20 protein-coding genes are annotated in these 22,191 nt (G+C 69.8%); 19 read left to right on the top strand and 1 reads right to left on the bottom strand.

The genetic code is table 11. The features are described 5' to 3' along the window. The first annotated feature begins 103 nt into the window (after nt 1–103). From galU to VGV06_15835, 14 genes are all read left to right on the top strand, one after another. Complete coding sequence (gene galU / locus VGV06_15900) at nt 104–967, top strand: UTP--glucose-1-phosphate uridylyltransferase GalU (protein ID HEV2056628.1); 864 nt, start codon at nt 104–106, stop codon at nt 965–967. Between the two features lie 123 nt (nt 968–1,090). Further along, nucleotides 1,091–2,308 carry a nicotinate phosphoribosyltransferase gene (locus VGV06_15895; GenBank protein HEV2056627.1) on the top strand — a complete coding sequence of 406 codons (1,218 nt, stop codon included), beginning with the start codon at nt 1,091–1,093 and terminating at the stop codon, nt 2,306–2,308. Nucleotides 2,309–2,316: 8 nt separating this feature from the next. Beyond that, nucleotides 2,317–3,141, top strand: coding sequence for an indole-3-glycerol phosphate synthase TrpC (trpC, locus tag VGV06_15890; GenBank protein ID HEV2056626.1), 825 nt, complete (start codon nt 2,317–2,319; stop codon nt 3,139–3,141). Between the two features lie 132 nt (nt 3,142–3,273). Further along, entirely contained in the window at nt 3,274–3,933 is a 660-nt protein-coding gene (locus tag VGV06_15885) for a phosphoribosylanthranilate isomerase (GenBank protein ID HEV2056625.1), read from the top strand. Beyond that, nucleotides 3,930–5,180, top strand: coding sequence for a tryptophan synthase subunit beta (trpB, locus tag VGV06_15880; protein HEV2056624.1), 1,251 nt, complete (start codon nt 3,930–3,932; stop codon nt 5,178–5,180). The genes VGV06_15885 and trpB overlap by 4 nt, the downstream gene beginning before the upstream one ends. Continuing rightward, nucleotides 5,177–6,004 carry a tryptophan synthase subunit alpha gene (trpA, locus tag VGV06_15875; protein HEV2056623.1) on the top strand — a complete coding sequence of 276 codons (828 nt, stop codon included), beginning with the start codon at nt 5,177–5,179 and terminating at the stop codon, nt 6,002–6,004. Before trpB ends, trpA begins: the two co-directional genes overlap by 4 nt. A gap of 2 nt (nt 6,005–6,006) precedes the next feature. After that, nucleotides 6,007–6,870, top strand: a complete 864-nt coding sequence (gene accD, locus VGV06_15870; GenBank protein ID HEV2056622.1) for an acetyl-CoA carboxylase, carboxyltransferase subunit beta — start codon at nt 6,007–6,009, stop codon at nt 6,868–6,870. Beyond that, nucleotides 6,867–8,174, top strand: a complete 1,308-nt coding sequence (locus VGV06_15865; protein ID HEV2056621.1) for a folylpolyglutamate synthase/dihydrofolate synthase family protein — start codon at nt 6,867–6,869, stop codon at nt 8,172–8,174. The genes accD and VGV06_15865 overlap by 4 nt, the downstream gene beginning before the upstream one ends. Nucleotides 8,175–8,317: 143 nt before the next feature. Then, entirely contained in the window at nt 8,318–10,429 is a 2,112-nt protein-coding gene (gene lptD, locus VGV06_15860) for an LPS assembly protein LptD (protein ID HEV2056620.1), read from the top strand. 50 nt (nt 10,430–10,479) lie between these two features. Next, nucleotides 10,480–11,529: a DegT/DnrJ/EryC1/StrS family aminotransferase gene (locus VGV06_15855; GenBank protein HEV2056619.1), complete on the top strand. Its 1,050-nt coding sequence runs from the start codon at nt 10,480–10,482 to the stop codon at nt 11,527–11,529. After that, nucleotides 11,526–12,857 carry a nucleotide sugar dehydrogenase gene (locus VGV06_15850; GenBank protein ID HEV2056618.1) on the top strand — a complete coding sequence of 444 codons (1,332 nt, stop codon included), beginning with the start codon at nt 11,526–11,528 and terminating at the stop codon, nt 12,855–12,857. The genes VGV06_15855 and VGV06_15850 overlap by 4 nt, the downstream gene beginning before the upstream one ends. An 11-nt stretch (nt 12,858–12,868) precedes the next feature. Then, nucleotides 12,869–13,756: a decaprenyl-phosphate phosphoribosyltransferase gene (locus VGV06_15845; protein ID HEV2056617.1), complete on the top strand. Its 888-nt coding sequence runs from the start codon at nt 12,869–12,871 to the stop codon at nt 13,754–13,756. Continuing rightward, entirely contained in the window at nt 13,744–15,180 is a 1,437-nt protein-coding gene (locus VGV06_15840; GenBank protein HEV2056616.1) for an FAD-binding oxidoreductase, read from the top strand. Before VGV06_15845 ends, VGV06_15840 begins: the two co-directional genes overlap by 13 nt. Next, nucleotides 15,177–15,914, top strand: coding sequence for an SDR family NAD(P)-dependent oxidoreductase (locus VGV06_15835; protein HEV2056615.1), 738 nt, complete (start codon nt 15,177–15,179; stop codon nt 15,912–15,914). The genes VGV06_15840 and VGV06_15835 overlap by 4 nt, the downstream gene beginning before the upstream one ends. Here the strand turns inward: VGV06_15835 and VGV06_15830 are convergent. Further along, nucleotides 15,911–17,584, bottom strand: a complete 1,674-nt coding sequence (locus VGV06_15830) for a glutamine--tRNA ligase/YqeY domain fusion protein (protein ID HEV2056614.1) — start codon at nt 17,582–17,584, stop codon at nt 15,911–15,913. The two genes, VGV06_15835 and VGV06_15830, sit on opposite strands and share 4 nt — an antisense overlap. Before the next feature lie 298 nt (nt 17,585–17,882). Here VGV06_15830 and VGV06_15825 point away from each other — a divergent pair, with 298 nt between their 5' ends. The 5 genes from VGV06_15825 to VGV06_15805 all read left to right on the top strand — a co-directional run bounded on the left by VGV06_15825 (nt 17,883) and on the right by VGV06_15805 (nt 22,190). Beyond that, a complete protein-coding gene (locus tag VGV06_15825; protein HEV2056613.1) occupies nt 17,883–18,911 on the top strand; it encodes an MBL fold metallo-hydrolase in 1,029 nt (342 codons plus the stop codon). A gap of 483 nt (nt 18,912–19,394) precedes the next feature. Beyond that, nucleotides 19,395–19,685 carry a type II toxin-antitoxin system RelE/ParE family toxin gene (locus VGV06_15820; protein ID HEV2056612.1) on the top strand — a complete coding sequence of 97 codons (291 nt, stop codon included), beginning with the start codon at nt 19,395–19,397 and terminating at the stop codon, nt 19,683–19,685. Between the two features lie 6 nt (nt 19,686–19,691). Further along, entirely contained in the window at nt 19,692–19,994 is a 303-nt protein-coding gene (locus VGV06_15815; protein ID HEV2056611.1) for a HigA family addiction module antitoxin, read from the top strand. A 115-nt stretch (nt 19,995–20,109) separates the two neighbouring features. Further along, nucleotides 20,110–21,552 carry a glutamate--tRNA ligase gene (gene gltX / locus VGV06_15810; GenBank protein HEV2056610.1) on the top strand — a complete coding sequence of 481 codons (1,443 nt, stop codon included), beginning with the start codon at nt 20,110–20,112 and terminating at the stop codon, nt 21,550–21,552. Further along, the gene (locus VGV06_15805; protein HEV2056609.1) at nt 21,549–22,190 is read left to right on the top strand and encodes a histidine phosphatase family protein; all 642 of its coding nucleotides are present in this window, start codon (nt 21,549–21,551) and stop codon (nt 22,188–22,190) included. Before gltX ends, VGV06_15805 begins: the two co-directional genes overlap by 4 nt. The last annotated feature ends 1 nt before the right edge of the window (nt 22,191 follow it).

Here is a 22,191-nt window from a genome sequence, read left to right as displayed (position 1 = left end):
GCGTCCTGACTTCGGCTCGCGGGTGGCGGCTCGAGGAGAACTTCGATAACGCGGGCATTCCGTTTCCCGAGTGCGTCGTGTATGGTCAGGAGCGGGCGCCACGATGAGGGTGAGAAAAGCCGTCTTCCCTGCCGCCGGACTCGGCACCCGGTTCCTGCCCGCCACCAAGGCCCAGCCGAAGGAGATGCTGCCGCTCGTCGACAAGCCCACCATCCAGTACGTCGTGGAGGAGGCGGTCGCTTCGGGGCTCGACGAGATCATCCTCGTCACGGGCCGCAACAAGCGCGCCATCGAGGACCACTTCGACGCGGCCTTCGAGCTCGAGTACTACCTGCAGGATCGCGGCAAGCTCGAGGAGCTGGCGCAGATCAAGACGATCTCGGAGATGGCTTCGGTCTCCTACGTCCGCCAGAAGGAGCCGCTCGGCCTAGGCCACGCCATCCTCTGCGCCCGGCCGCTCGTCGGCGAGGAGCCTTTCGGCGTCTTCCTGGGCGACGACATCATCGTCTCGCGGGTGCCATGCATGCGGCAGCTGCTCGACGTCTTCGAGCGGCACAACGGCCCCGTGCTCGCCGTGATGCGCATCCCCAAGGACGAGATCGGCCGCTACGGCGTCATCGTGCCCCGCGGGCTCGGCGGCAACGTGTTCGAGGTGCTGGACCTGGTCGAGAAGCCGGACCCCAAGGACGCGCCGTCCGACCTGGCCATCATCGGCCGCTACGTGCTCACGCCCGATATCTTCCCGATCCTGGCCGAGACCCCGCCCGACTCCCGCGGCGAAATCCAGCTGACCAATGGGCTCAGGACCCTTCGCGGCCGCCGTCCCATCTACGCCGTCGAGTTCGAGGGGAAACGTCACGACACGGGCGAAAAGCTCGGCTTCCTCAAGGCCACGGTCGAGTTCGCGCTCTCGCGCCCCGATTTGGCCGACGCCTTCCGCGCCTACCTCAAGAGCCTCGACCTCTAGCCGGAAGTCCTTGTAGGGCAGGGACTTGCGGCTGCGGAAGGGAGCCGCAGCCGTTTGACTTCACGGAGCGTTTCTGGGACAATCCGCCCACTTGAGGGCCGGTCCTACTCGCCCTCTACCAGCATGGCGAACCAGCCGAAGCGTGCCTTCCACATCGCGTCCGAGCCCGAGATCAAAGCGGGCCAGGTGTCGGACGTCTACTTCCAGCGGACCATACAGATCCTCAAGGCCAAGGGCCTCACCAAGCGCGTCAAGGCAGAGATCCGGCTCAAGAGCTTCCCCCAGGCCGACTGGAACTTCGGCATCCTGGCCGGCATCGAGGAGGCGGCGGCGCTCCTGGAAGGGCTGCCGGTGAACGCGTGGGCCATGGACGAGGGGACGATCTTCGGTCCCCACGAGCCGGTGCTGGTCATCGAGGGCACGTACGTCGAGTGGGCAGAGTACGAGACGGCGCTGCTCGGCCTCCTCTGCCAGGCCTCGGGCATCGCGACCAAGGCCGCCCGCTGCAAGCGCGCCGCGGGCGACCGCGCGGTCATCTCGTTCGGGGCGCGGCGGATGCACCCCGCGCTCGCGCCGATGATCGAGCGCAACGCCTTCGTCGGCGGCTGCGACGGCGTGGCCGTCACCAAGGCCGCCGAGCTGATCGACGCCGACCCCACGGGCACGATCCCCCACGCCCTCGTGCTGATGTTTGGTGACACGGTCGAGGCCTTGAAGGCCTTCCACGAGGTCATCGATCCGAAGGTCAGGCGGGTCGCCCTCATCGATACCCTCCAGGACGAGAAGTTCGAGGCGATTCGCGTCGCCGAGGCGCTCGGCAAGGACCTGTACGCCGTGCGGCTCGACACGCCGTCGTCGCGGCGCGGTGACTTCTTCCGCATCCTCGAGGAGGTCCGCTGGGAGCTCGACATCCGCGGCTTCGAGCACGTGAAGATCTTCGCCTCGGGCGGGATCGATGAGTACGAGATCCTCAAGCTCAACCCCCTCGTAGACGGGTACGGCGTCGGCACCTCCATCGCGAACGCGCCCGTGCTGTCCTTCGCGCTCGACATCATGGAGATCGAAGGTCGGCCCATGGCCAAGCGCGGCAAGCGCTCCGGCGCCAAGCAGGTGTGGCGCCTGCCCGGCACGGTGACGAACGTGGTGCTGTCCGCCGCGAAGCCGGCGCCGGTGGACGCCGGCGGCAGACCGGCGGAGGCGCTGCTCAAACCGCTGATCGCGAGGGGGAAGATCGTGCGCGACCTGCCACCGCCGCGGACGCTGCGCGAGCACGTGCTCGAGCAGATGGCGCGCATCGATCTCGCCCCGGCGCACGAGCACGGGCTGCGCGGCGACTATTAGGTCATGGGATGGGCGCGCTCGACGAGATTCTCGCGAACAAGCGGGAGGAGCTCCGGCGGCTTCGCGGGGAACAGCCGCAGGCCGAGCTAGAGGCGTCCTGCCGCGGGCTCGGCCCCGCAAGAGAGTTCGAGGCCGCGCTGAGACCGCCCTCCCCGGGCGGCGTCCGGCTCATCGCCGAGGTGAAGAAGGCCTCTCCCTCCAGGGGCACGCTGAACGCCGCACTCGATCCCGTGGCCCAGGCGCGCGTCTACGCGCGGGCGGGCGCGGCGGCGATCTCCGTCCTGACCGACGAGAAATACTTCCGCGGCGCGCTCGGTGATCTCGTCGCCGTGCGCGCGGCCGTGGACCTTCCCCTTCTCCGCAAGGAGTTCATCCTCGACGAGTACCAGCTCTGGGAATCGCGCGCCGCGGGCGCCGATGCCGTGCTGCTGATCGTGGCGGCGCTCGACGATCCCCGGCTCCGCGACCTCCACCACGCCGCCAAGGGCATCGGCCTGGCCACCCTCGTCGAGGCGCACACGGCCGCGGAGCTCGACAGGGCCGTGGCGCTCGGCGCGCCCGTCATCGGCGTCAACAACCGCGACCTCCAGACGCTCGAGACGAGCCTCGAGGCCTCGCTCGCGCTGCTGCCGCGGATCCCGCCCGCGCATACGGCGGTGAGCGAGAGCGGCATCTTCACGCGGGACGACGTCCTACGGGTCGTCCGGGCGGGGGCGCACGCCGTCCTCGTCGGCGAAGGTCTCGTGCGGGCCGCGGACGTGGCGGCCAAGGTGCGGGAGCTCACGCTCCAGGACGGTGGCTGTGGCAGTTCGAGCCAAAGGGCGAAGCCATGAGGCGAGTGCTGATGGCCTTTCGAGCCGAGACGGGGCCGACAAGCCGCAGGCGTGGCAGTTCGAGCCGAAGGGCGAAGCCATGAGGCGAGAGCTGAGTGGATCCCCGGCGAGGCGAGTGCTGAGTTGATCAGGGTGAAGATCTGCGGGATCACCAATATCGAGGACGCGCGCTGTGCTGTCGACGCCGGCGTGGACGCCCTCGGCTTCATCTTCGTGGAGAAGACGCCGCGGTACGTGGAGCCTGCGGCAGCGGCATCGATCATCGCCCAGCTGCCGCCATTCGTCACGACGGTCGGCATCTTCTGGGATCACGCCCCTGGCCATGTCAAGGCGGTGGCCGCGGAGGCGGGACTGGGAGCGCTGCAATTCCATGGCGAGGAGAAACCCGAGGACCTCGCCGGCTACGACCTGCCGGTGATCAAGACCATCAAGCTGCCGCCGGCGTCGACGATCGAGGGCCTGCCGGCGTACCGGGTCACCGAGGGGTTCCAGGTGCTGTCCTACAGCAAGGTCGCCGCCGCGGTGCTCCTCGACACAGCGGTCCGATGGAGCGAGGGCGAGGCCCGCGAGCCCCTGGAGTGGGGCCATGCCGCCCGCATCGTTGCGACCTACTGCGACCGGCCGAGGCCGAGAGTCATTCTCTCGGGCGGGCTCACGCCGGAGAACGTGGTCCGGGCCATCGGCATCGTGAAGCCCTACGCCGTAGACGTGACCTCGGGGGTGGAGGCGAGTCCCGGCACCAAGGACCCCGACAAGGTGCGGCGCTTCGTGGCCGCGGCTCGATCGGCATGACCTCCCGCCTTCCCGACCCCGGATCTCTCCCCGACGCCGCCGGACACTTCGGTCGCTTCGGCGGGCGCTTCGTCCCCGAGACGCTGATGGCCCCGCTCGTCGAACTCGAGAAGGCCTACCGGGCGGCGATGCGGGACAAGCGGTTCACCGGCCGCCTGAGAGGGCTTCTGGCGAGTTACGCCGGACGTCCGACACCGCTGTACTTCGCCGAGCGGCTCACTAAGCATTGCGGCGGGGCCAAAATCTTTCTCAAGCGAGAAGACCTCTGCCATACAGGCGCGCACAAGATCAACAACGTGCTGGGCCAGGCGCTCCTGGCCGAGCGCATGGGCAAGCGGCGCATCATCGCGGAGACGGGCGCGGGCCAGCACGGCGTCGCGTCGGCGACCGCGGCGGCGCTCTTGGGGCTCGAGTGCCAGGTGTACATGGGCAGCGTGGACATCGCGCGCCAGGCGCTCAACGTCTTCCGGATGAAGCTCCTCGGCGCCGCGGTCATCCCCGTCGAGAGCGGCTCGAAGACGCTCAAGGATGCCGTCAACGAGGCCCTGCGGGACTGGGTCACCAACGTGCGGAGCACCTACTACCTCCTCGGATCGGCGCTGGGCCCGCACCCGTACCCCATGATGGTCCGCGACTTCCACCGCGTTATCGGCGAGGAGGCGAGGGCCCAGTCGCGCAAGATCACGGGGAGGCTGCCCGACCTCTTGGTCGCCTGCGTGGGCGGCGGCTCCAACGCCATCGGTCTCTTCTGGCCCTTCATCAAGGACACGCGCGTCAGGATCGTGGGAGTCGAGCCCGGCGGCCACGGCGTCTCCACCGGCAGGCACGGCGCCTCGCTCGGCGCGGGAGCGGTCGGCGTGCTGCACGGCAGCATGAGCTACGTGCTCCAGAACGACGACGGGCAGATCGCCGAAGCTCACTCGATCTCCGCCGGACTCGACTACCCGGGCTCCGGGCCCGAGCACGCCTACTACAAGGAGATGGGGCGCTTCCAGTACGAGTCGGCGACCGATGTCGAGGCCCTGGACGCCTTCGGGGTCCTGACGCGGCTCGAGGGCATCATGCCCGCGCTCGAGTCCGCGCACGCGGTTGCCTGGGCGATGCGGGCTGCCGCCGCCATGAAGAAGAGCCAGAGCATCGTGGTCGGGCTGTCCGGCCGGGGCGACAAGGACGTCCACACGGTGGAGGAGGCGCTCGCGGACGTCCCCGGTCGCGGCGCGCCCGCGGCGGCCGGAGGCCGGCGGTGACGACGGCCGGGCGCCTGGCGGCGACGTTCGCGGCGCTTCGACAGCGCGGCGAGCGGGCGCTCGTGCCCTACTTCACCGCGGGCGATCCGTCGCTGGCGCTCACGCGCCGGCTGGTGGTCGAGGCCGCGCGGCGCGGCGCGGACATCGTCGAGCTGGGCGTGCCGTTCTCGGACCCGCTGGCCGACGGCCCCGTCATCCAGCGCGCGACCCAGCGGGCGCTCCACGCCGGGGTGACGCTGCCCCGCGTGCTCGAGCTCGCGCGCGAGCTGCGCGGCGAGACCGCCGTGCCGCTGGTCTTCCTCACGTACTACAACCTGCTCCTTGCCTTCGGGCTCAAGGCCTTCTGCGGGACGGCCGTGGAGAGCGGCGTGGACGGCGTCATCGTCGCGGACCTGCCGCCCGAGGAATCCGGGCCCCTGCGCGGCGAGGCGAACTCCGCAGAGCTCGACCTGATCCACCTCGTCGCGCCGACGTCCACTCCCGACCGGATGCGGAAGATCGCGCGGGCCAGCAGCGGCTTTCTCTACATGGTCTCGCTGATGGGCGTGACGGGCGCCCGCGCCGAGCTGCCGGCGGAGTTGGCGCAGCACCTGCGCACTCTGCGCGGGATCACCACGAAGCCGATCTGCGTCGGCTTCGGCATCGGCACTCCGGCCCAGGCCGCGGCCGTGGGACAGGCGGCCGACGGTGTCATCGTCGGCTCGGCCATCGTCCAGCTCGTCGAGAAGCACGCGGGCCAGGCCGACCTCGTGACGAAGATCGGCGATTTTATCGCGTCGCTCAAAGAGCCGCTCAGGCCCGTAGGCGAAGAGTCGAGGGCCTGAGCATGGTCGCCTGGTTCTGGAAGGGAAAGGGGGAAGGGGAGGACAGGCCCAAGAAGGTCAACATCGCCGAGGGCCTCTGGGTCAAATGCGACTCCTGCAAGGAGATCGTCTACCGCGCGGAGGTCGACCGCGCGGGCCGCGTCTGTCCCAAGTGCCGCTACCCCTTCCGCATCAGCGCGCGCGAGCGCATCGCCTCGATCGTGGACGAAGGCTCCTTCGAGGAGCGCGAGGCGGGGCTGCGCTCCAAGGACCCGCTCGGCTTCAAGGACACCAAGCGGTACACGGACCGCGTCAAGGCCGCCCGCAGCAAGACCGGTCTCGAGGAGGCGGTGCTGACGGGTGTCGCGCGCATCGGGGGGCACCCCGTGGTCCTCGCCGTGTTCGAGTTCGGCTTTCTCGGCGGCAGCATGGCCTCGGTCGTGGGCGAGAAGCTCGCGCGGGCCATCGAGCTCGCGATCCAGAAGCGGCTGCCGCTGCTGATCGTGTCGGCGTCCGGCGGGGCGCGCATGCAGGAGGGCATCCTCTCGCTCATGCAGATGGCCAAGACCGCCGCGGCGCTCAAGCGGCTGGCCGACGAGCGCCTGCCCTACGTCTCGCTTCTCACCGACCCGACCACGGGCGGAGTCACGGCCAGTTTCGCCATGCTGGGAGATCTCATCCTTGCCGAGCCACGCGCCCTCATCGGCTTCGCCGGGCCGCGCGTGATCGCCGAGACCATCCGCCAGCCGCTGCCCGAGGGATTCCAGCGCTCGGAGTTCCTGCTCGAGCACGGCCAGCTCGACCTCGTAGTGGAGCGGCGCGAGATGCGGGAGACCCTCCGCCGCATCTTCGGATTCTTCGCGGGCCGGTCGCTGCCGGCACCATGACGTACCGCGAGGCGGTGGCCCGCATCACCGGGCTGCGGGGCGGAGAAATGGCCGGCATGCGCCCCGGCCTCGAGCGCATCGAGGCGCTCCTTGCGGCTGTGGGCAGCCCGGAGCGCGCGATGACCCTGGTGCAGGTGGCGGGCACCAACGGCAAGGGCTCCGTCGCCGCGATGCTCGCGGCCATCCTGGAGTCCGCCGGCCGCCGCGTCGGCCTTTACACCTCGCCCCACCTGCTGGACCTGCGCGAGCGCATCCGCGTGGACGGCCGCCCGATCGAGGAGGCCGTGTTGGCCGACGGCGTGGAGGCCCTCGGCACGCTCCTGGCAAGGCTCGACGCGACCATGTTCGAGGCCCTGACCGCGCTCGCGCTCGACCACTTCGCGAGCGACGGCGTCGAGGTGGCGGTGCTTGAAACGGGTCTCGGCGGGCGGCTCGATTCGACCTCCGTCGGCCGTCCCGCCGTCGAGGTGATCACGCGCATCGACTACGACCACCAGGCGTATCTGGGCGATACGCTCGAGGCCATCGCCGGCGAGAAGGCGGCCATCATCAGGAGCGGGGTCGCGCTCTCGGCCAGGCAGGAGCCTGCCGTCGAGGCCGTCCTCGCCCGCCAGGCAACCCTTGTCGGCGTGCCGCTCCTCGTCGAGGGGCGCGATTTCCGCGTGCGGATGCGAGGCGCGTCACTGGACGGCCAGTGGTTTGATCTCGAAGGGCCCGGATGGCGTCTGGGCGACGTGCGCTGCGGTCTCCTGGGCGTCTTCCAACCCGGCAACGCACTCTTGGCGGCGGGGGCCGCCCGCGCCCTCGGCGCCGGTGACGCGGCGATCCGCGCGGGTCTCGGCCGCGCGCGCTGGCCCGGGCGATTCCAGCTGATCCGCCGCGATCCGCCCGTCATCGTGGACGGGGCGCACAACCCGGCCGGCGCGCGGGCGCTGGCGGCTTCGCTCGAGGCGTACTTCCCCGGCCGGCGCGTCACCTTCGTCGTCGGCACCTCGGAGGACAAGGACCGGACCGGCATCCTGGCCGCGCTCCTGCCGCTGGCCGAGCGGGTCATCTGCACAGCCGCCCACCACCCGCGGGCCTCCTCCCCGGCCTCGCTCGCTGAGTTGGCTCGCGCCCTCGTCGGCGGCGGGACTACAAGAGTAGATACGGCGGCTACTCCCACCGAGGCCCTACAGATGGCCCTCTCAGAGGCCGAGACCCCTACCGTTTGTGTGGCGGGCTCTCTCTTTCTCATAGGCGAGATTCTCGCCCAAGCCACTGAAAATACAGATATTTTTAGCCAAGCCGTACAGCGTGGCTGATACCATATGGGTCTGTGTCCCCGAAATCAGCGCTCGACCTCTGTCCGCGCGGCCGGCTGACCCCTCGAGGCTGGGCCGCGGTCCTCGCCGTGGCCCTCTGGGGTTTCGCCGGTCCCGGGCCGGCCTTGGCGCAGCAGTCCCCCTTGTCCCTGAGCGGCCCGGGGGGTGAGACCAATATCGTCGCCGACCGGATGCAACAGGTTGGCGGCGACTCCGATCTCCTGTTGGCCACGGGCAACGTCGAGATCACCCGCGGAGGAAACCGGCTCGTCGCCGACCGCGTGGAGATCAACCGCGCCACCGGCGAGGCCGTCGCCCAGGGCAAGGCGGTGTTCTTCGACGGCCAGGACCGGCTCGTGGGGGAGCGCATCGATTTCAACCTCAATACCGGCACGGGCGTGGTCTACAAGGGCTCGACCTTCGTGCCGCCCTACTATCGCCTCTCCGCGGACCGGATGGACCGGCTGGGCGAGGGCGTCTACAGCGTCCGGCAGGGCATCTTCACCACGTGCGAGGGTGACGACCCCGCCTGGTCCTTCCGCCTCGGCTCGGCCCAGGCCGACCTCGAAGACCTGATCACCGGCACCGACACCTCGTTCCTCGTCAAGGGCTTCCCGGTCATTCCATGGGTGCCGTTCTTCGCGGCATCCATCGGGCGCGTGCGGAAGTCGGGGTTCCTCTTCCCCGAGTTCGGCTCCAACTCCCGCTACGGCTTCCTCGCGCGGACGCCGTACTACTGGGCCATCAACGATAGCCAGGATCTGACCTTTGCCCTCGATGTGTACACCAAGCGGGGGATAGGAGCCGACCTCGACTACCGCTACATCCTCTCGCGGGACACCCGCGGCCAGCTGACGGCGTTCGGATTCAACGAGAGGTTCCTCAACTCGGCGCAGTCGGAAGGGCTGCCCGAGAACCGCGGCTACGTCAAGTTCCAGCACATCTGGCAGGCGACGCCGAGCCTGTCCTTCAAGCTCGACTCCAACGTCACGTCCGACGACAACATCTACAAGACCTACGCCGTAACGACCGCGGACCGGGTCCGGCAGATCGCCGAGACGAACGCCTTCGTCACCCAGCGCTGGAACTCGTTCAACCTGGTCGGGCGCGTCTACTGGTACCAGGACCTGACGCAGACCCGCGCGGTCGAGCTCCAGCGGGCGCCGGAAATCAAGCTGACGAGCCTGCGCCAGCCCCTGCCCGGGGTCCCGGGCCTGCTCTACGAGGGGCAGGCGTCCTTCGTGAACTTCGTCCGCGAGGTCGGCTCCGCGGGAGTCCGCGCCGACTTCCACCCGCGCCTCTATATGCCCGTGCCGGTGGCGGGGCTCTTCACGGTGACGCCTTACGCCGGCGGCCGCCTGACCTTTTACAACCGAGAGGTGGTGGGACAGGCGGTCTCCCTCGGGCCGGTCTCGGCGACCCCGGTCTCCATCGAGGCGACGAAGAACACCGACCGACTGCGGCAGCAGATCGAGGGCGGTTTGCTCGTCGATGCGCGGGCCTCGCGCGTGTACACCCTCGACGGCGCCGGCGGCATATCCGCGCTCGAGCACGTCATCGAGCCGCGCGCCAACTTCCTCGAGATCCGCGGCCTCAACCAGAAGGCCAACCCGCAGTGGGAGCCGGGCGGGGGCCCGACGAGCCGCATCGACCCGGGTTACGAGGCGCGGACGGGCATCGACGCCGTCAACAAGGCCAACGAGGTGACGTACTCGCTGACGAACCGTCTGAACGCGCGGACCACGTCGGGGCCCAACGAGCTGCCGGTGCGCTGGGAGATGGCGCGGATGACGGTGAGCCAGACCTTCAACTTCCTCCCGGTCGGGACGCAGTTCAAGGACCTCCTGGCCGAGGCCCTCGTCCAGCCGAATGAGCACCTCCGGTTCCGCGCGGATGCCCGGTACAATGTCTACGACCTGGGGCTCCGGGACGCCAACGCGGACATCAGCGCGGTCTTCCGGGACTTCTCCGCGAACGTGGGGCCGCGCTTCAATGAGCAGCAGGGCTTTCGCTTCATACAGGCGGGCGGGACGGTGCGACTATCGCGGTTCGTGGACGCGAAAGTGAAGAGTGCCTGGGACGTCACTGCCGGGCGGGCGACGGAGGTCCGCGGGGGGCTCGACATTCACTTCGACTGCTGGGCGATCACGACCGAGTACGTCTACCGCTACGGCCAGGACAGCGAGTTCCGGTTCTCCGTCAACCTCCTGGGCATTGGACAGGCGAGCACGTCGGCGGGGGGGCTCGGCTTCTGATCCCGCAGATCGATCTCGCGCGGCAGCACGGGGCGCTCCGCGCCGAGCTGGTGGCGGCGGCCGAGCGGGTGCTGGCCTCCTGCCGGTTCATCCTCGGGCCCGAGGTGGCGGCGCTCGAAGCCGAGCTGGCCGCGCTCTGCGGCACCCGTCACGGCATCGGCGTCAACTCGGGCACCGACGCGCTCGTGCTCGCCCTCAAGGCGGTGGGCGTCAAGCCCGGCGACGAGGTCATCACGTCGTCGTTCTCGTTCGTGGCGTCGGCCAGCGCCGTGCTGATGGTGGACGCCCGGCCCGTCTTTGTCGACATCGACCCGGTCACGTACAACCTCGACCCCGCGCTGGTGGCGCGGGCCGTGACGCCGCGGACGCGCGCCATCGTGGCGGTGGACCTCTACGGCCAGCCCGCCGCTATGGACGCGATCACCGACATCGCCCGCGCCCGCGGGCTCGCCGTCATCGAGGACGCGGCGCAGGCCGTGGGCGCCAGCTACGCCGGCCGGCCGGCCGGAGCCTGGGGCGACGTCGCCTGCCTCTCCTTCTACCCGACGAAGAACCTCGGCGCCTGTGGCGACGGCGGCATGGTCTTGACGGCCCGTGACGACGTCGCCCAGACGGTCCGGCGGCTCCGCGATCACGGCTCGCCGCGGAAGTACGAGCACGTGGAGCTCGGCTACTCGAGCCGGCTCGACGAGCTTCAGGCGGCGTTCCTGCGCGTGAAGCTCCGGCACCTGCCCGCTTGGAACGACAGGCGCCGCGAGATCGCCGCGCGCTACCGCGAGCTGCTGCAGGGCACGCCGCTGGTGCTGGCCCAGGAGCGGGCGCCGGCACGCCACATCTACCACCAGTTCACGGTCAGGACCCCGAAGCGGGACGCCCTCGTCGGGGCGCTCGCCGACGCCGGTGTCGGCACCGCCGTGCACTACCCGATCCCCATTCCCGCCCAGCCCATGTTCGCCGTGCGCGACGTCGACCGCGTCTTCCCCAACGCCGCGCGCGCGGCCGCCGAGGTCGTGTCCCTGCCGTGCTTCCCCGAGCTCAGCGACGACGAGGTCCGGAGCGTGGCCGACGCGGTCACGGCCGCGATCCAGAGGCTCGCGTGACGGCGGTGTCAGCAGGCGGCGGTGTCAGGGCGGATCTCATGCAGCGGCTCGAGCGTCGCGACGTGACGGTCGGCGTGGTCGGGCTCGGCTACGTCGGGCTTCCACTTGCCGTGGCCTTCGCCAAGGCCGGCATGCGCGTGATCGGGGTGGACGCGGATGCGGGGCGGGTTTCGCTCATCGGGCGCGGCCAGAGCCCGATCGAGGACGTGCCGAGCGACGAGCTCGCGCCGCTCGTCAGGACCGGGCGGCTGACGGTCGCCGGCAGCGTGGGAGGGCTCGTCCCCGCCGACGCGATCATCATCTGCGTGCCGACGCCCTTGGGCAAGTCCAAGGAGCCGGACATCTCGCACATCGTGGCGGCGGCCGACGAGGTCGCCAAGATCCTCCGTCCCGGCCAGCTCGTGGTCCTCGAGTCGACGACCTACCCGGGCACGACGGAGGAGGTGCTGCTGCCCCGCTTCACCGCCTCCGGGCTCGCCGTCGGGGAGCAGTTCTTCCTCGCCTTCTCGCCGGAGCGCATCGATCCGGGCAACCGTACGTACGGCCTCTCCAACATCCCCAAGATCGTGGGCGGCGTGACGCCCGCCTGCCGGCAGCTCGCCTGCGCGCTCTACGGCCAGATCGTCGAGCGCGTGGTGGCGGTCTCGTCCCCGCAGACGGCCGAGATGGTCAAGCTCTTCGAGAACATCTTCCGCAGCGTCAACATCGCCCTCGTCAACGAGCTCGCCATCATGTGCCGGCGCCTGGGGCTGTCAGTCTGGGAGATCATTGACGCGGCCGCGACCAAGCCCTTCGGCTTCATGCCGTTCTACCCGGGGCCCGGCATCGGCGGCCACTGCCTGCCGAGCGACCCCTACTACCTGTCGTGGCGCGCGCGCATGATGGGCTACGAGGCGCGCTTCATCGCCTTCGCGGACGAGATCAACGGCGGCATGCCCGCCTACACCGTGCAGCTGGCGACCGACGCCCTCAATGACCAGGGCAAGCCCGTGAAGGGCTCGCGCGTCTTGGCACTGGGAGTCGCGTACAAACCCGGGGTGGGGGACGTGCGGGACTCGCCCGCCGTGGAGATCATCGACGCGCTCCTGCTGCGCGGCGCGCGCGTGGACTACGCCGATCCCCACGTGCCGGCGCTCACGGTAGGCAGCCGGCGGCTCGCCGGCGTGGACTGGGCGACCGCCGACCTCGCGTCCTACGACCTGGTGGCGGTGCTCACGGCCCACCGCGAGTTCGACCCGGCGCGGCTCTGCCGCGAGGCGCGCCTCGTCCTCGACACACGCAACCTGACCGGAGCGTTGGGTGCCCAGCCGCATGTGATCCGGTTGTAGGAGGCGCCGACGTGCGCCTGACCCTGGCCCTCCTCGCCTCGCTCCGCCCGCGCCAGTGGGTCAAGAACCTCTTCGTCTTCGCCGGCGTCATCTTCTCCCAGCAGCTCCTTACCCCGCGGGTCTGGCCGGCTCTCGCCGCCTTCGCCATTTTCTGCGGCCTCAGCGGGGCCATCTACCTCTTCAACGACGTCGCGGACGTGGACAAGGACCGCCTGCACGAGTCCAAGCGCCGGCGCCCGATCGCGTCCGGCGCGCTGCCGATCGGCGCGGCGATCGGCTTCGGCGTCCTGCTGCTTGCCGGGTGTCTGGCCGCCGCATTCAGGTTGTCGCCGGCCTTCGGGCTCGTGGCGCTCTTCTACGGCGTGCTCCTCACGGCCTATTCCTTATGGCTCAAGCACCTCGTCATCCTCGACGTGCTGACGGTGGCCGTGGGTTTCGTGCTGCGCGCCGTGGCGGGCGCCGTGGCCGTGGACGTCGAAATCTCAGGATGGCTGCTCATCTGCACCATCCTGATCGCGCTCTTCCTGGCCCTCGGGAAGCGCCGGCACGAGTACCGTTCGCTGACCGGCAATGCCGCCGCCCACCGGCCCATCCTGGCCGAGTACAGCGAGGGCTTTCTCGACCAGATGATCTCGGTCGTCACGGCCTCGACGGTGACCACCTACGCGCTCTACACCATGTCGCCGGAGACCGTGGCCAAGTTCCATACCCGCCTCTTGCCGCTGACCCTGCCCTTCGTGCTCTACGGCATCTTCCGCTACCTCTACCTCCTGTACCGCCGCGACCTGGGGGGCAACCCGTCGGACCTCCTGGTCACCGACCGGGGGCTCTTGCTGGACGCCTTCCTGTGGATAGTCACGACGCTCGCCATCATCTACGGCCCCCGATGGCCGAGTTAAAGTCGGCCGAATTAAAGTCGGCCGGGCTGAGTCTCGAGCCGGTCGCGGGCTGGGGACGCCACCCCGTCGAGCGGGGAGCCGTCGCGCGGCCTGAACGGCTCCAGCTGCCGCCGGACGGCCGCCCCGTCCTGCCGCGCGGGCTCGGCCGATCCTACGGCGACGCGGCCGTGCCGGCCGCGCCCGGCGCGCTCATCCTCGAGACGGCGCGGGCCGACCGCGTGGTGGCCTTCGACCGCGAGCGGGGCACGCTCACCTGCGAGGCGGGGCTCTCGCTTGCCGAGATCCTGCGCGTCTTCCTACCGCGCGGCTGGTTTCCGCCGGTGACGCCGGGGACGAAGTTCGTCACCGTCGGCGGCTGCGTCGCCTGCGACGTGCATGGCAAGAATCATCACCGCGACGGCTCCTTCGGACATTTCGTCGATCGCCTGGTGCTCCAGGTCGCCGACGGCAGCGTGGTCGAGTGCGGCCCCGCGCGCGAGCGGGAGCTGTTCCTCGCCACAATCGGCGGGATGGGGCTGACCGGGCTCATCACCGAGGTGACGCTCCGCCTCCAGCCGGTGGAGAGCGCGTGGATGGTCGTGGAGACCGAGCCCGTGCCGGGGCTTGGGGCGATGCTCGACGGCCTTTGGGATGCCGGCAAGGACTGGCCGTACACCGTCGGCTGGATCGACTGCCTCGCGCGGGGCGCCGCGCTGGGGCGGGGGATCCTGATGCGCGGTCGCCACGCCTCCCAGGCCGAGGCGCCCGCCGGGCCGCCGCCCGAGCCGCGCCGGCTCGCCGTGCCGTTCGACGCTCCCGAGTGGCTGCTGAGCCCGGTCCTCATGCGCGGCTTCAACGCCGCGTACTACTGGAAACACGCGTGGTGGAAACACGCGTGGTGGAAACACGCTTGGTGGAGCCACGCGCGCCGGACCCCCGCGCGGCGTACCCGCGGCGCGGCGCGGCCCGTGCCCTACCACGGCTTTTTCTACCCGCTCGATGCGATCGGCGACTGGAACCGCCTGTATGGCCGGCGCGGCTTCCTCCAGTACCAGTGCGTGGTGCCGCGCGCCGCCGGCGCGCCGGCCGTCGCCGAGCTGCTCGAGCGGGTCGTTGAGGCGGGAACAGCTTCCTTTCTCGCGGTCATCAAGGACTGCGGGCCTGAGTCCGACGCCTACCTGTCCTTTCCTCTCGAGGGCACGACGTTGGCGCTCGACCTTCCCTATCGGGGGGCGCGCACCGAGGCCCTGGTCCACGAGCTGAACGCGACGGTGATCGCCGCGGGAGGCCGGGTCTACCTCGCCAAGGACGCCGTCACCCGCCCGGAGGACTTCGCGCTCATGGTGCCGCGCCTGGCCGAGTGGCGGAAGGTGCGCGATCGCTGGGATCCGGAGCACCGCTTCCGCTCGGCCCAGTCGGTGCGCGTGCTGGGAGATACGCCGTGAAGGCCGCCGTGGTCGGCGCCACGCGAGGCATGGGCCGCGCGCTGGCCCGGCTCATGGCCGAGCGCGGCGACGCGCTGGTCCTTCTCGGGCGAGACGCGGCCGAGCTCGAAGTCTCGGCCCGCGACCTCCTCGTCCGAGGCGCCCGCGGCGTTGTCGCGACAGCGCGCCTGGACCTGGCCGAGCCCGCGGGGTTCGCCGCGGCGCTCGACGCGGCCGACCGGGCCCTGGCGGCCTTCGACACGCTCGTGGTGACGGCGGGCGACTTCGCCCCTCAGGAGTCGCTCGAGCGCGATCCGGCGCGGCTCGGGCGCCTGCTGGACGTCAACTTCACGGCGACGGCGGTCTTGTGCCAACAGGCGGCGGAGCGCCTGGCCGGGCGCGGCGGGGGCACGGTCTGCGCCTTCAGCTCGGTCGCCGGCGACCGCGCCCGGCAGAGCAACTACCTCTACGGCGCGTCCAAGGCGGGGCTGTCGGCCTTCCTCGAGGGGCTCCACCTGGCGTATGCCGACCGCGGCGTGCGCGTCGTCTGCGTGCGGCCGGGCTTCGTCAAGACGGCGATGACGGCGGGGCTGCCCGTGCCGCCGTTCGCGGGCGAGCCGGACGCCGTGGCGCGGGTCGTGCTGCGCGCGATCGACCACGGGACGCCGGTCGTCTACGTCCCACCCATCTGGCGCTGGGTAATGCTCGCCATCCGCCTCCTCCCCCACGCCGTGATGCGCCGCGTGCGGTTCTAGCCGGCCGCCTTCTCGATCTTGCCCCAGGTGTCGCGTAGCCCCACCGTGCGGTTGAACACGGGGCGGCCCGGTGCCGCGTGGCGCGTGTCCACGCAGAAGTAGCCGGTGCGCTCGAACTGAAGGAGCGCGCCCGGCGCCGCCGCGGCCAGCGCCGGCTCCACGCGGGCCCCCGGAAGAATGGTCAGCGACTGTGGGTTCAGCGCCGTCCTGAAATCCTCCGCGTCATCCGGTTTGGCCTGCGCGAAGAGCGTGTCGTAGAGCCGGACTTCGGCTTCGGCGGCATGGGCCGCCGACACCCAGTGTATGGTGCCCTTGACGCTTCGCCCCTTGCTGTCCCCGCCGAGGGTGGCGGGGTCGTACCGGCAGCGCACCTCGATGATCTCGCCGGCGGCGTTCTTCTTGAAGTCGGTGCACTGGACGATATAGGCGTAGCGGAGGCGGACCTCGGCGCCGAGCGTCAGCCGGAAGTACTTCTTGGGGGCATCCTCCCGGAAATCGTCCTGCTCGATCCAGAGCTCGCGGCTGAACGGCACCTTGCGCGTGCCGGCCGCCGGGTCCTCCGGGTTATTCACCGCGTCCATTTCCTCAAGCTTGCCCTCAGGATAGTTCTCGACGATGAGCTTGAGCGGGCGCAGGACGGCCATGCGGCGCAGGGCGCGCTTGTTGAGGTCGTCGCGGACGCAGTGCTCGAGGAGCGCCAGCTCGACCGTATTGTCGTTCTTGGTCACGCCGATGCGGTTGCAGAAGTCCCGCAGCGCCGCGGGCGTATAGCCGCGGCGGCGCAAGCCCGCGATGGTGGGCATGCGCGGATCGTCCCAGCCGCTGACGTGCCCGCCCTCGACGAGCTGCAGCAGCTTGCGCTTGCTCATCACCGTATGCGACAGGTTGAGCCGGGCGAACTCGATCTGCTGCGGATGGAAGATGCCGAGCGTGTCGAGATACCAGTCGTAGAGCGGGCGGTGGTCCTCGTACTCCAGCGTGCAGATGGAATGCGTCACGCCCTCGATCGAATCGGACTGGCCGTGCGCCCAGTCGTACATCGGGTAGATGCACCACGCATCGCCCGTGCGCTGGTGCGTGGCCTTGCGGATGCGGTACATGACCGGGTCCCGCAGATTGATATTGCCGGAGGTCATGTCGATCTTCGCTCGCAGCGTCTTGGTGCCGTCGGGAAACTCACCGGCGCGCATGCGACGGAAGAAGTCGAGGCTCTCGTCCACGGAGCGATTGCGATACGGCGATTCCCGCCCCGGCTCGGTGAGCGTGCCACGGTACTCGCGAATCTGATCGCCGGTGAGATCGTCCACGTACGCCTTGCCCTTGCGGATGAGCTCTTCCGCCCACTCGTAGAGCCGCTCGAAGTAGTCGCTGGCGTAGTAGAGGTGCGCGCCCCAGTCGGAGCCGAGCCAGCGGACGTCTTCCATTATGGCGTCCACGTATTCCTGGCTCTCCTTGGTCGGGTTGGTGTCGTCGAAACGCAGATGGCAGCGGCCGCCGTAGTCCTGCGCCAGCCCGAAGTCGAGGTAGATGGCCTTGGCGTGGCCGATGTGCAGATAGCCGTTCGGCTCGGGGGGGAAGCGCGTGATCACCGTGCCGCCGAAGCGGCCTTCGCGGTTGTGCGCCTCGACGATCTCGCGGACGAAGTTGGACGCGCGGGTCTCTTCAGCCATGGGGCAAATCGTATCACGGACTAGGTGCCCGTCTCTTCCCCGACCGTGCCGAGGAGGGGCTACGGAGCCCGCAGCTCATTCCTACTCTCGATGCTGCCCCTGCCACCCGGCGGCGCCCGCCCGGCCCCGCCGCCCCACCCCTCCGCTCGCTCCTTGACTACGACCCCGCGGCGGCGGAGGATAACGCGGGGCGCGAGGGCAATCGCGATGGCCACACTCGTCTTCGCGCTCGCGACGCTCAGCGCGCTGCTGCCGGCTTGATTACGATTAAGCTGGCGTTTTCGGAGAGGGGGAAACGATGAAGATCGCATGTGCTGGTGCAGTGCTCGCACTCGCTCTGGCTGCAACTCCGGCCGTGGCTCAGAACGTGAAGATCACGCCGCTCGGTTCGCACGACGGTGAGCTGTGCGCGATGGACCGCGCCACGCTGTTCGAGGACCCCACCGGCGTCCGGTTGCTGTACGACGTGGGCCACACCCTCACCGGCAGCGACGATCCGCGACTGGGCGCTATCCATATGGTGCTGTTGAGCCACGCGCATGGCGACCACATCGGCGACCGCAAGCTCAAGGCGCCGGGCGCGGGCACGTGCGCCGCGGTGGAGTCGGTGCCGGCCGGCCCGAACTCCATGACCGCGGAAATCGCGGCGGCGAAGCAGTCGGCGATCGTGATGACGAACGATATGGGTATTTTCATCGGCACGAAAATCCAGAAAATCACCGGCGGCAAGCCGCTCACCGTCTGCCCGCAAACCGCGGGTGCGACCAACGTCCCGGTCGCGACGTCGTGCCGCTCGAATACGCATCTCGGAGGCGCATTCAGCGCGAGGGTAGCCGGCGCATCGCAAGGCGTGGACATCACCATCGTTTACGCGTCGCACGCCAACAACGTGCCGCTCACCCTGCTGTCGGACACGCAGCGCGCGAACCACGAGCCCGACGGCACGAGCCTGGTCCTCGGACCGCCGACCGGCTTCGTCGTCAAATTCAGCAACGGACTCTCCGCGTATCTGTCGGGCGATACCGGCATCCATACCGAGATGAAAACGGTCGTGAATGAATATCACAAGGCGAATCTTGCGCTGCTGAATCTCGGGCCGACCGCGGGGACCGTGACCTCGCAAGCCTACGCGATGAACGAGCTCGTCCGGCCCTCGTCGGTGATCCTCTCGCATCCGAACGAGGCCGTGACCGAAGGCGGCAAGCTCCGGCCCGCTTCGCGCGCGGCCGCACTCATCAAGCAGTTGAAAGGCGTCGCGCCGCACCTCGCCATCAGCGGCCGCACGATGGAGTTCGACGGTTCGGGCAAGTGCGTCGTGGGGTGCTGAACCCGAAGCGCATAGGACGGACAAACGCTGCGACCTCGGCTCCCTCGCCGCGCGACCTGGGTGGGTAGCATGCGGCCTGCCCTGCGGATCCCCAGCCTGAGACCCGGGACTGCCCGCGTCACCGGGGCGAAGGTGAGCGTCAGGACCGCGATCGCCCTGTGCCCCGGGCCATCCTGCGTCGCCGCGGGCTCGCGGGCACGAGGCGGGCGGAGGGGTGCGGCGGCGGGCCTGGGGCACCGGCGCGTGTCAGGGGCAGCGTCGAGAGAGGGACTGGGCCGCGGGCTACGGGGGTGCGGCGGGGGCAGGTGGGGCGGGGCCGGGCGGCGCGGGGGCGCCCGAGCGGGCCAAGTGGGTGAGGATGGCCTGCACGGCGAGGGGATCCTGCATGGGAGGGAGAACGGCTGGGCGGGCGTCGGTAGCCAGTTCGATTCCTTGCCCTGCATACCTTGACGGAGTATACCGCGCCACGGTATGATGCCGCGGATGGCGATCCACAGCTTCGCCAGCCCGGCCGTCGCGCGATTCTTCCGGGAGGGGCGGCTCTTGAAGGGTGTCGGCTGGGCGAACGGTGCGAAGGTCGCCGCCAGGAAGCTCGACATGCTCGACTACGCTGCGGTGCTCACGGATCTGGCGTCGCCGCCGGGCAATCGAATCGAGGCGCTCAAGGGGAACCTGAGAGGGTTCCACAGCATCCGCATCAACAACCAATGGCGAGTCGTCTTCCGCTGGACGGATTCCGGTTCCGCCGAGGTCGACATCCGCGACTACCACTGAGGGGCCATGATGAGAGAGTTGACTCGGCGCAGAGAGCCCACCACCCCGGGCGAGATCCTTCGCGAGGAATTCTTGATTCCCCTTAGCATGACTCAAAAGCAACTGGCAGATCACCTCGGTTGCGATGTCAAGGTCATCAACCGCATCGTCAATGGCCGCAGCTCCGTGACCGCCGAAATGGCCTTGAAACTGGGCGCCACGTTTCGGATCTCGCCCGAGTTTTGGCTCAACGCCCAGAAGGCCGTCGACCTTTTTCAGGCGGCGAGGCACCTGTCCAACCTGCCGAAGCCAGTGCTTCGCGCAGGCTGACCTGCATCAGGATCCGCAGCGCCGATCACGCACTGACTCGGCGTGTACCGGCCGCCGGCCATCCCCCCGCTTGGTCCCGCGCCCACGCGGGCGCGCCGGGGTAGAATGAATGCCCATGTTTGACACGGTCAGAGTCCGCTTTGCTCCCAGCCCCACGGGCTCCTTCCACGTGGGCGGCGCGCGCACCGCGCTCTTCAACTGGGCCTTTGCGCGGCACCACAAGGGTGTCTTCATCCTCCGCATCGAGGACACCGACCGGTCGCGCTCGACCGAGGAGCACATCGTCCAGATCCTCGACGTCCTTCGCTGGCTCGGGCTCGACTGGGACGAGGGCCCTCCCGCGTCCGGCTATCGCCAGACCGAGCGCTTCGAGATCTACCGCGCGCACGGCGAGCGATTGCTCCTCGACGGGCGGGCGTACCGCTGCCGCTGCACGCCGGAGATTCTCGACGCGCTCCGCGCCGCCGCCAAGGCCCGCAAGGAGCAGTTCCGGTATCCGGGCACGTGCCGCGAGGCCGGCGTGCCGGCCTCCGAGCCGCACGCACTGAGACTCAAGATGCCGCTCGGCGGACAGACGGTGGTCGAGGACGCCATCCTCGGCACCGTCACGTTCGCCAACGACACGCTGGACGACTGGATCCTGGTGCGGACGGATGGCACGCCCACCTACAACTTCTGCGTGGTCGTGGACGACGTGACCATGAAGATCACCCACGTCATCCGCGGCAACGACCACCTGAACAACACGCCCAAGCAGATCGCCTGCTACGCGGCGCTGGGCTACGCGACACCGGTCTTCGCCCACATCCCGATGATCCTGGCGCCGGATCGGAGCAAGATGTCCAAGCGGCACGGTGCCACGACGATCGAGGAGTTCAGAGACCAAGGCATTCTCCCGGAGGCGCTGGTCAACTACCTGGCGAGGCTCGGGTGGTCCCACGGCGACCAGGAGATCTTCTCGCGCGAGCAGATCGTCGAGCACTTCGCGCTGGCCCAGGTGGGCAAGGCGGGCGCCGTCTTCGACCGGGAGAAGCTCCTGTGGGTCTCCCACGAGTGGATCATGGCGGCCGCGCCCGAGTGCCTCGCCGGGGCCCTTGCGCCATTCTTCGCCCGCGCGCTGGGCGCAGCCCCTGTCGACCCGGCGCGACTCGCGGCGATCGCCGCGAGCCTCAAGGAGCGGTCCCGCACCCTCGTCGAGATGGCGGAGCAGGCGGCCTTCTACTTCAGGCCGCCCGCGGCCTATGACCCCCAGGCGACGGCGAAGTTCTGGGGGCCCGAGGCGCCCCAGCGGTACGCCGTGCTGATCAAGCGCATCGGGGCCCAAGAGGCGTTCGACCCGGAGAGCCTTGAGGGCCTGTACCGGGGATTAGCATCCGAGATGGAACTCAAGCTCGTGGATCTGGCTCAACTCACGCGCATCGCGATCACCGGCAAGACCGCGAGCCCGCCGGTCTTCCAGGTGGCCGCGCTCCTCGGCAAGGCCGAGACGATCGCGCGCCTCAAGGCGGCCCTGGCCGCGGTGGAGCCTGCCAAGCCCCCGCTAGGACCCAAACGATGAGCCGCCTCCTCCTCGCGCGCCACGGGCAGTCCGTGTCGAATGCCGTGCGCCGCTTCCAGGGCGTGCAGGACGTGGCGCTCTCTGAGCTGGGCGCGCGCCAGGCCGAGGCGCTCGGCCAGGCGATCCGCCGGCTGCGCATCGCCGCGGTCTACACGAGCCCGCTCGAGCGCGCGCGGCGAACGGCCGAGATCGCCGCCGCGGGCCTCGGCGTGCCGCTGACGCCGGTGCACGATCTGCGCGAGCTGTCGCTAGGAGATTGGGAAGGGCGCACCGTGGAGGAGATCCGGGCGCTGCCGGGCGACCCGTACGAGCAGTGGGTGCGTGACCCCGTCGCCTGCCTCCCGCCGGGCGCCGAGCCGCTGCCCGAAGTCCAGGCGCGCGTGGTGAGCGCCATGGCGGACATCGCGGCCGCCCATCCCAATGGCCAGCAGGTGCTGGTCGTCTGCCATGGCGGCGTCATCAGCGCGTACCTGGCCCACTGCCTGGGGCTGCCGCTCTCCTCCATCTGGCGCCTGACGCTGTCGAACTGCTCGATAACGGAAGTCGCGCCGCCCTCCGTACGCTCCGTCAACAGCACCCGGCACCTTGCGGGGCTCGGCGGCGGCGCCCCGCTGTCGCCCTCGAGGCTCGGGCTCTAGC

It is taken from the genome of Candidatus Methylomirabilota bacterium (assembly GCA_035936835.1).
In the GTDB taxonomy this organism is placed as follows: domain Bacteria; phylum Methylomirabilota; class Methylomirabilia; order Rokubacteriales; family CSP1-6; genus AR37.
This window is presented reverse-complemented; position numbering and strand designations above follow the sequence as displayed.

Excerpts from the sequence above, each read along its gene's own strand:
- galU (HEV2056628.1), top strand. The coding sequence starts at position 104 with ATGAGGGTGAGAAAAGCCGTCTTCCCTGCCGCCGGACTCGGCACCCGG.
- VGV06_15895 (HEV2056627.1), top strand. The coding sequence starts at position 1,091 with ATGGCGAACCAGCCGAAGCGTGCCTTCCACATCGCGTCCGAGCCCGAG.
- trpC (HEV2056626.1), top strand. The coding sequence starts at position 2,317 with ATGGGCGCGCTCGACGAGATTCTCGCGAACAAGCGGGAGGAGCTCCGG.
- trpB (HEV2056624.1), top strand. The coding sequence starts at position 3,930 with ATGACCTCCCGCCTTCCCGACCCCGGATCTCTCCCCGACGCCGCCGGA.
- accD (HEV2056622.1), top strand. The coding sequence starts at position 6,007 with ATGGTCGCCTGGTTCTGGAAGGGAAAGGGGGAAGGGGAGGACAGGCCC.
- VGV06_15865 (HEV2056621.1), top strand. The coding sequence starts at position 6,867 with ATGACGTACCGCGAGGCGGTGGCCCGCATCACCGGGCTGCGGGGCGGA.
- VGV06_15840 (HEV2056616.1), top strand. The coding sequence starts at position 13,744 with ATGGCCGAGTTAAAGTCGGCCGAATTAAAGTCGGCCGGGCTGAGTCTC.
- VGV06_15830 (HEV2056614.1), bottom strand. The coding sequence starts at position 17,584 with ATGGCTGAAGAGACCCGCGCGTCCAACTTCGTCCGCGAGATCGTCGAG.
- VGV06_15825 (HEV2056613.1), top strand. The coding sequence starts at position 17,883 with ATGAAGATCGCATGTGCTGGTGCAGTGCTCGCACTCGCTCTGGCTGCA.
- VGV06_15820 (HEV2056612.1), top strand. The coding sequence starts at position 19,395 with ATGGCGATCCACAGCTTCGCCAGCCCGGCCGTCGCGCGATTCTTCCGG.
- VGV06_15815 (HEV2056611.1), top strand. The coding sequence starts at position 19,692 with ATGATGAGAGAGTTGACTCGGCGCAGAGAGCCCACCACCCCGGGCGAG.
- gltX (HEV2056610.1), top strand. The coding sequence starts at position 20,110 with ATGTTTGACACGGTCAGAGTCCGCTTTGCTCCCAGCCCCACGGGCTCC.
- VGV06_15805 (HEV2056609.1), top strand. The coding sequence starts at position 21,549 with ATGAGCCGCCTCCTCCTCGCGCGCCACGGGCAGTCCGTGTCGAATGCC.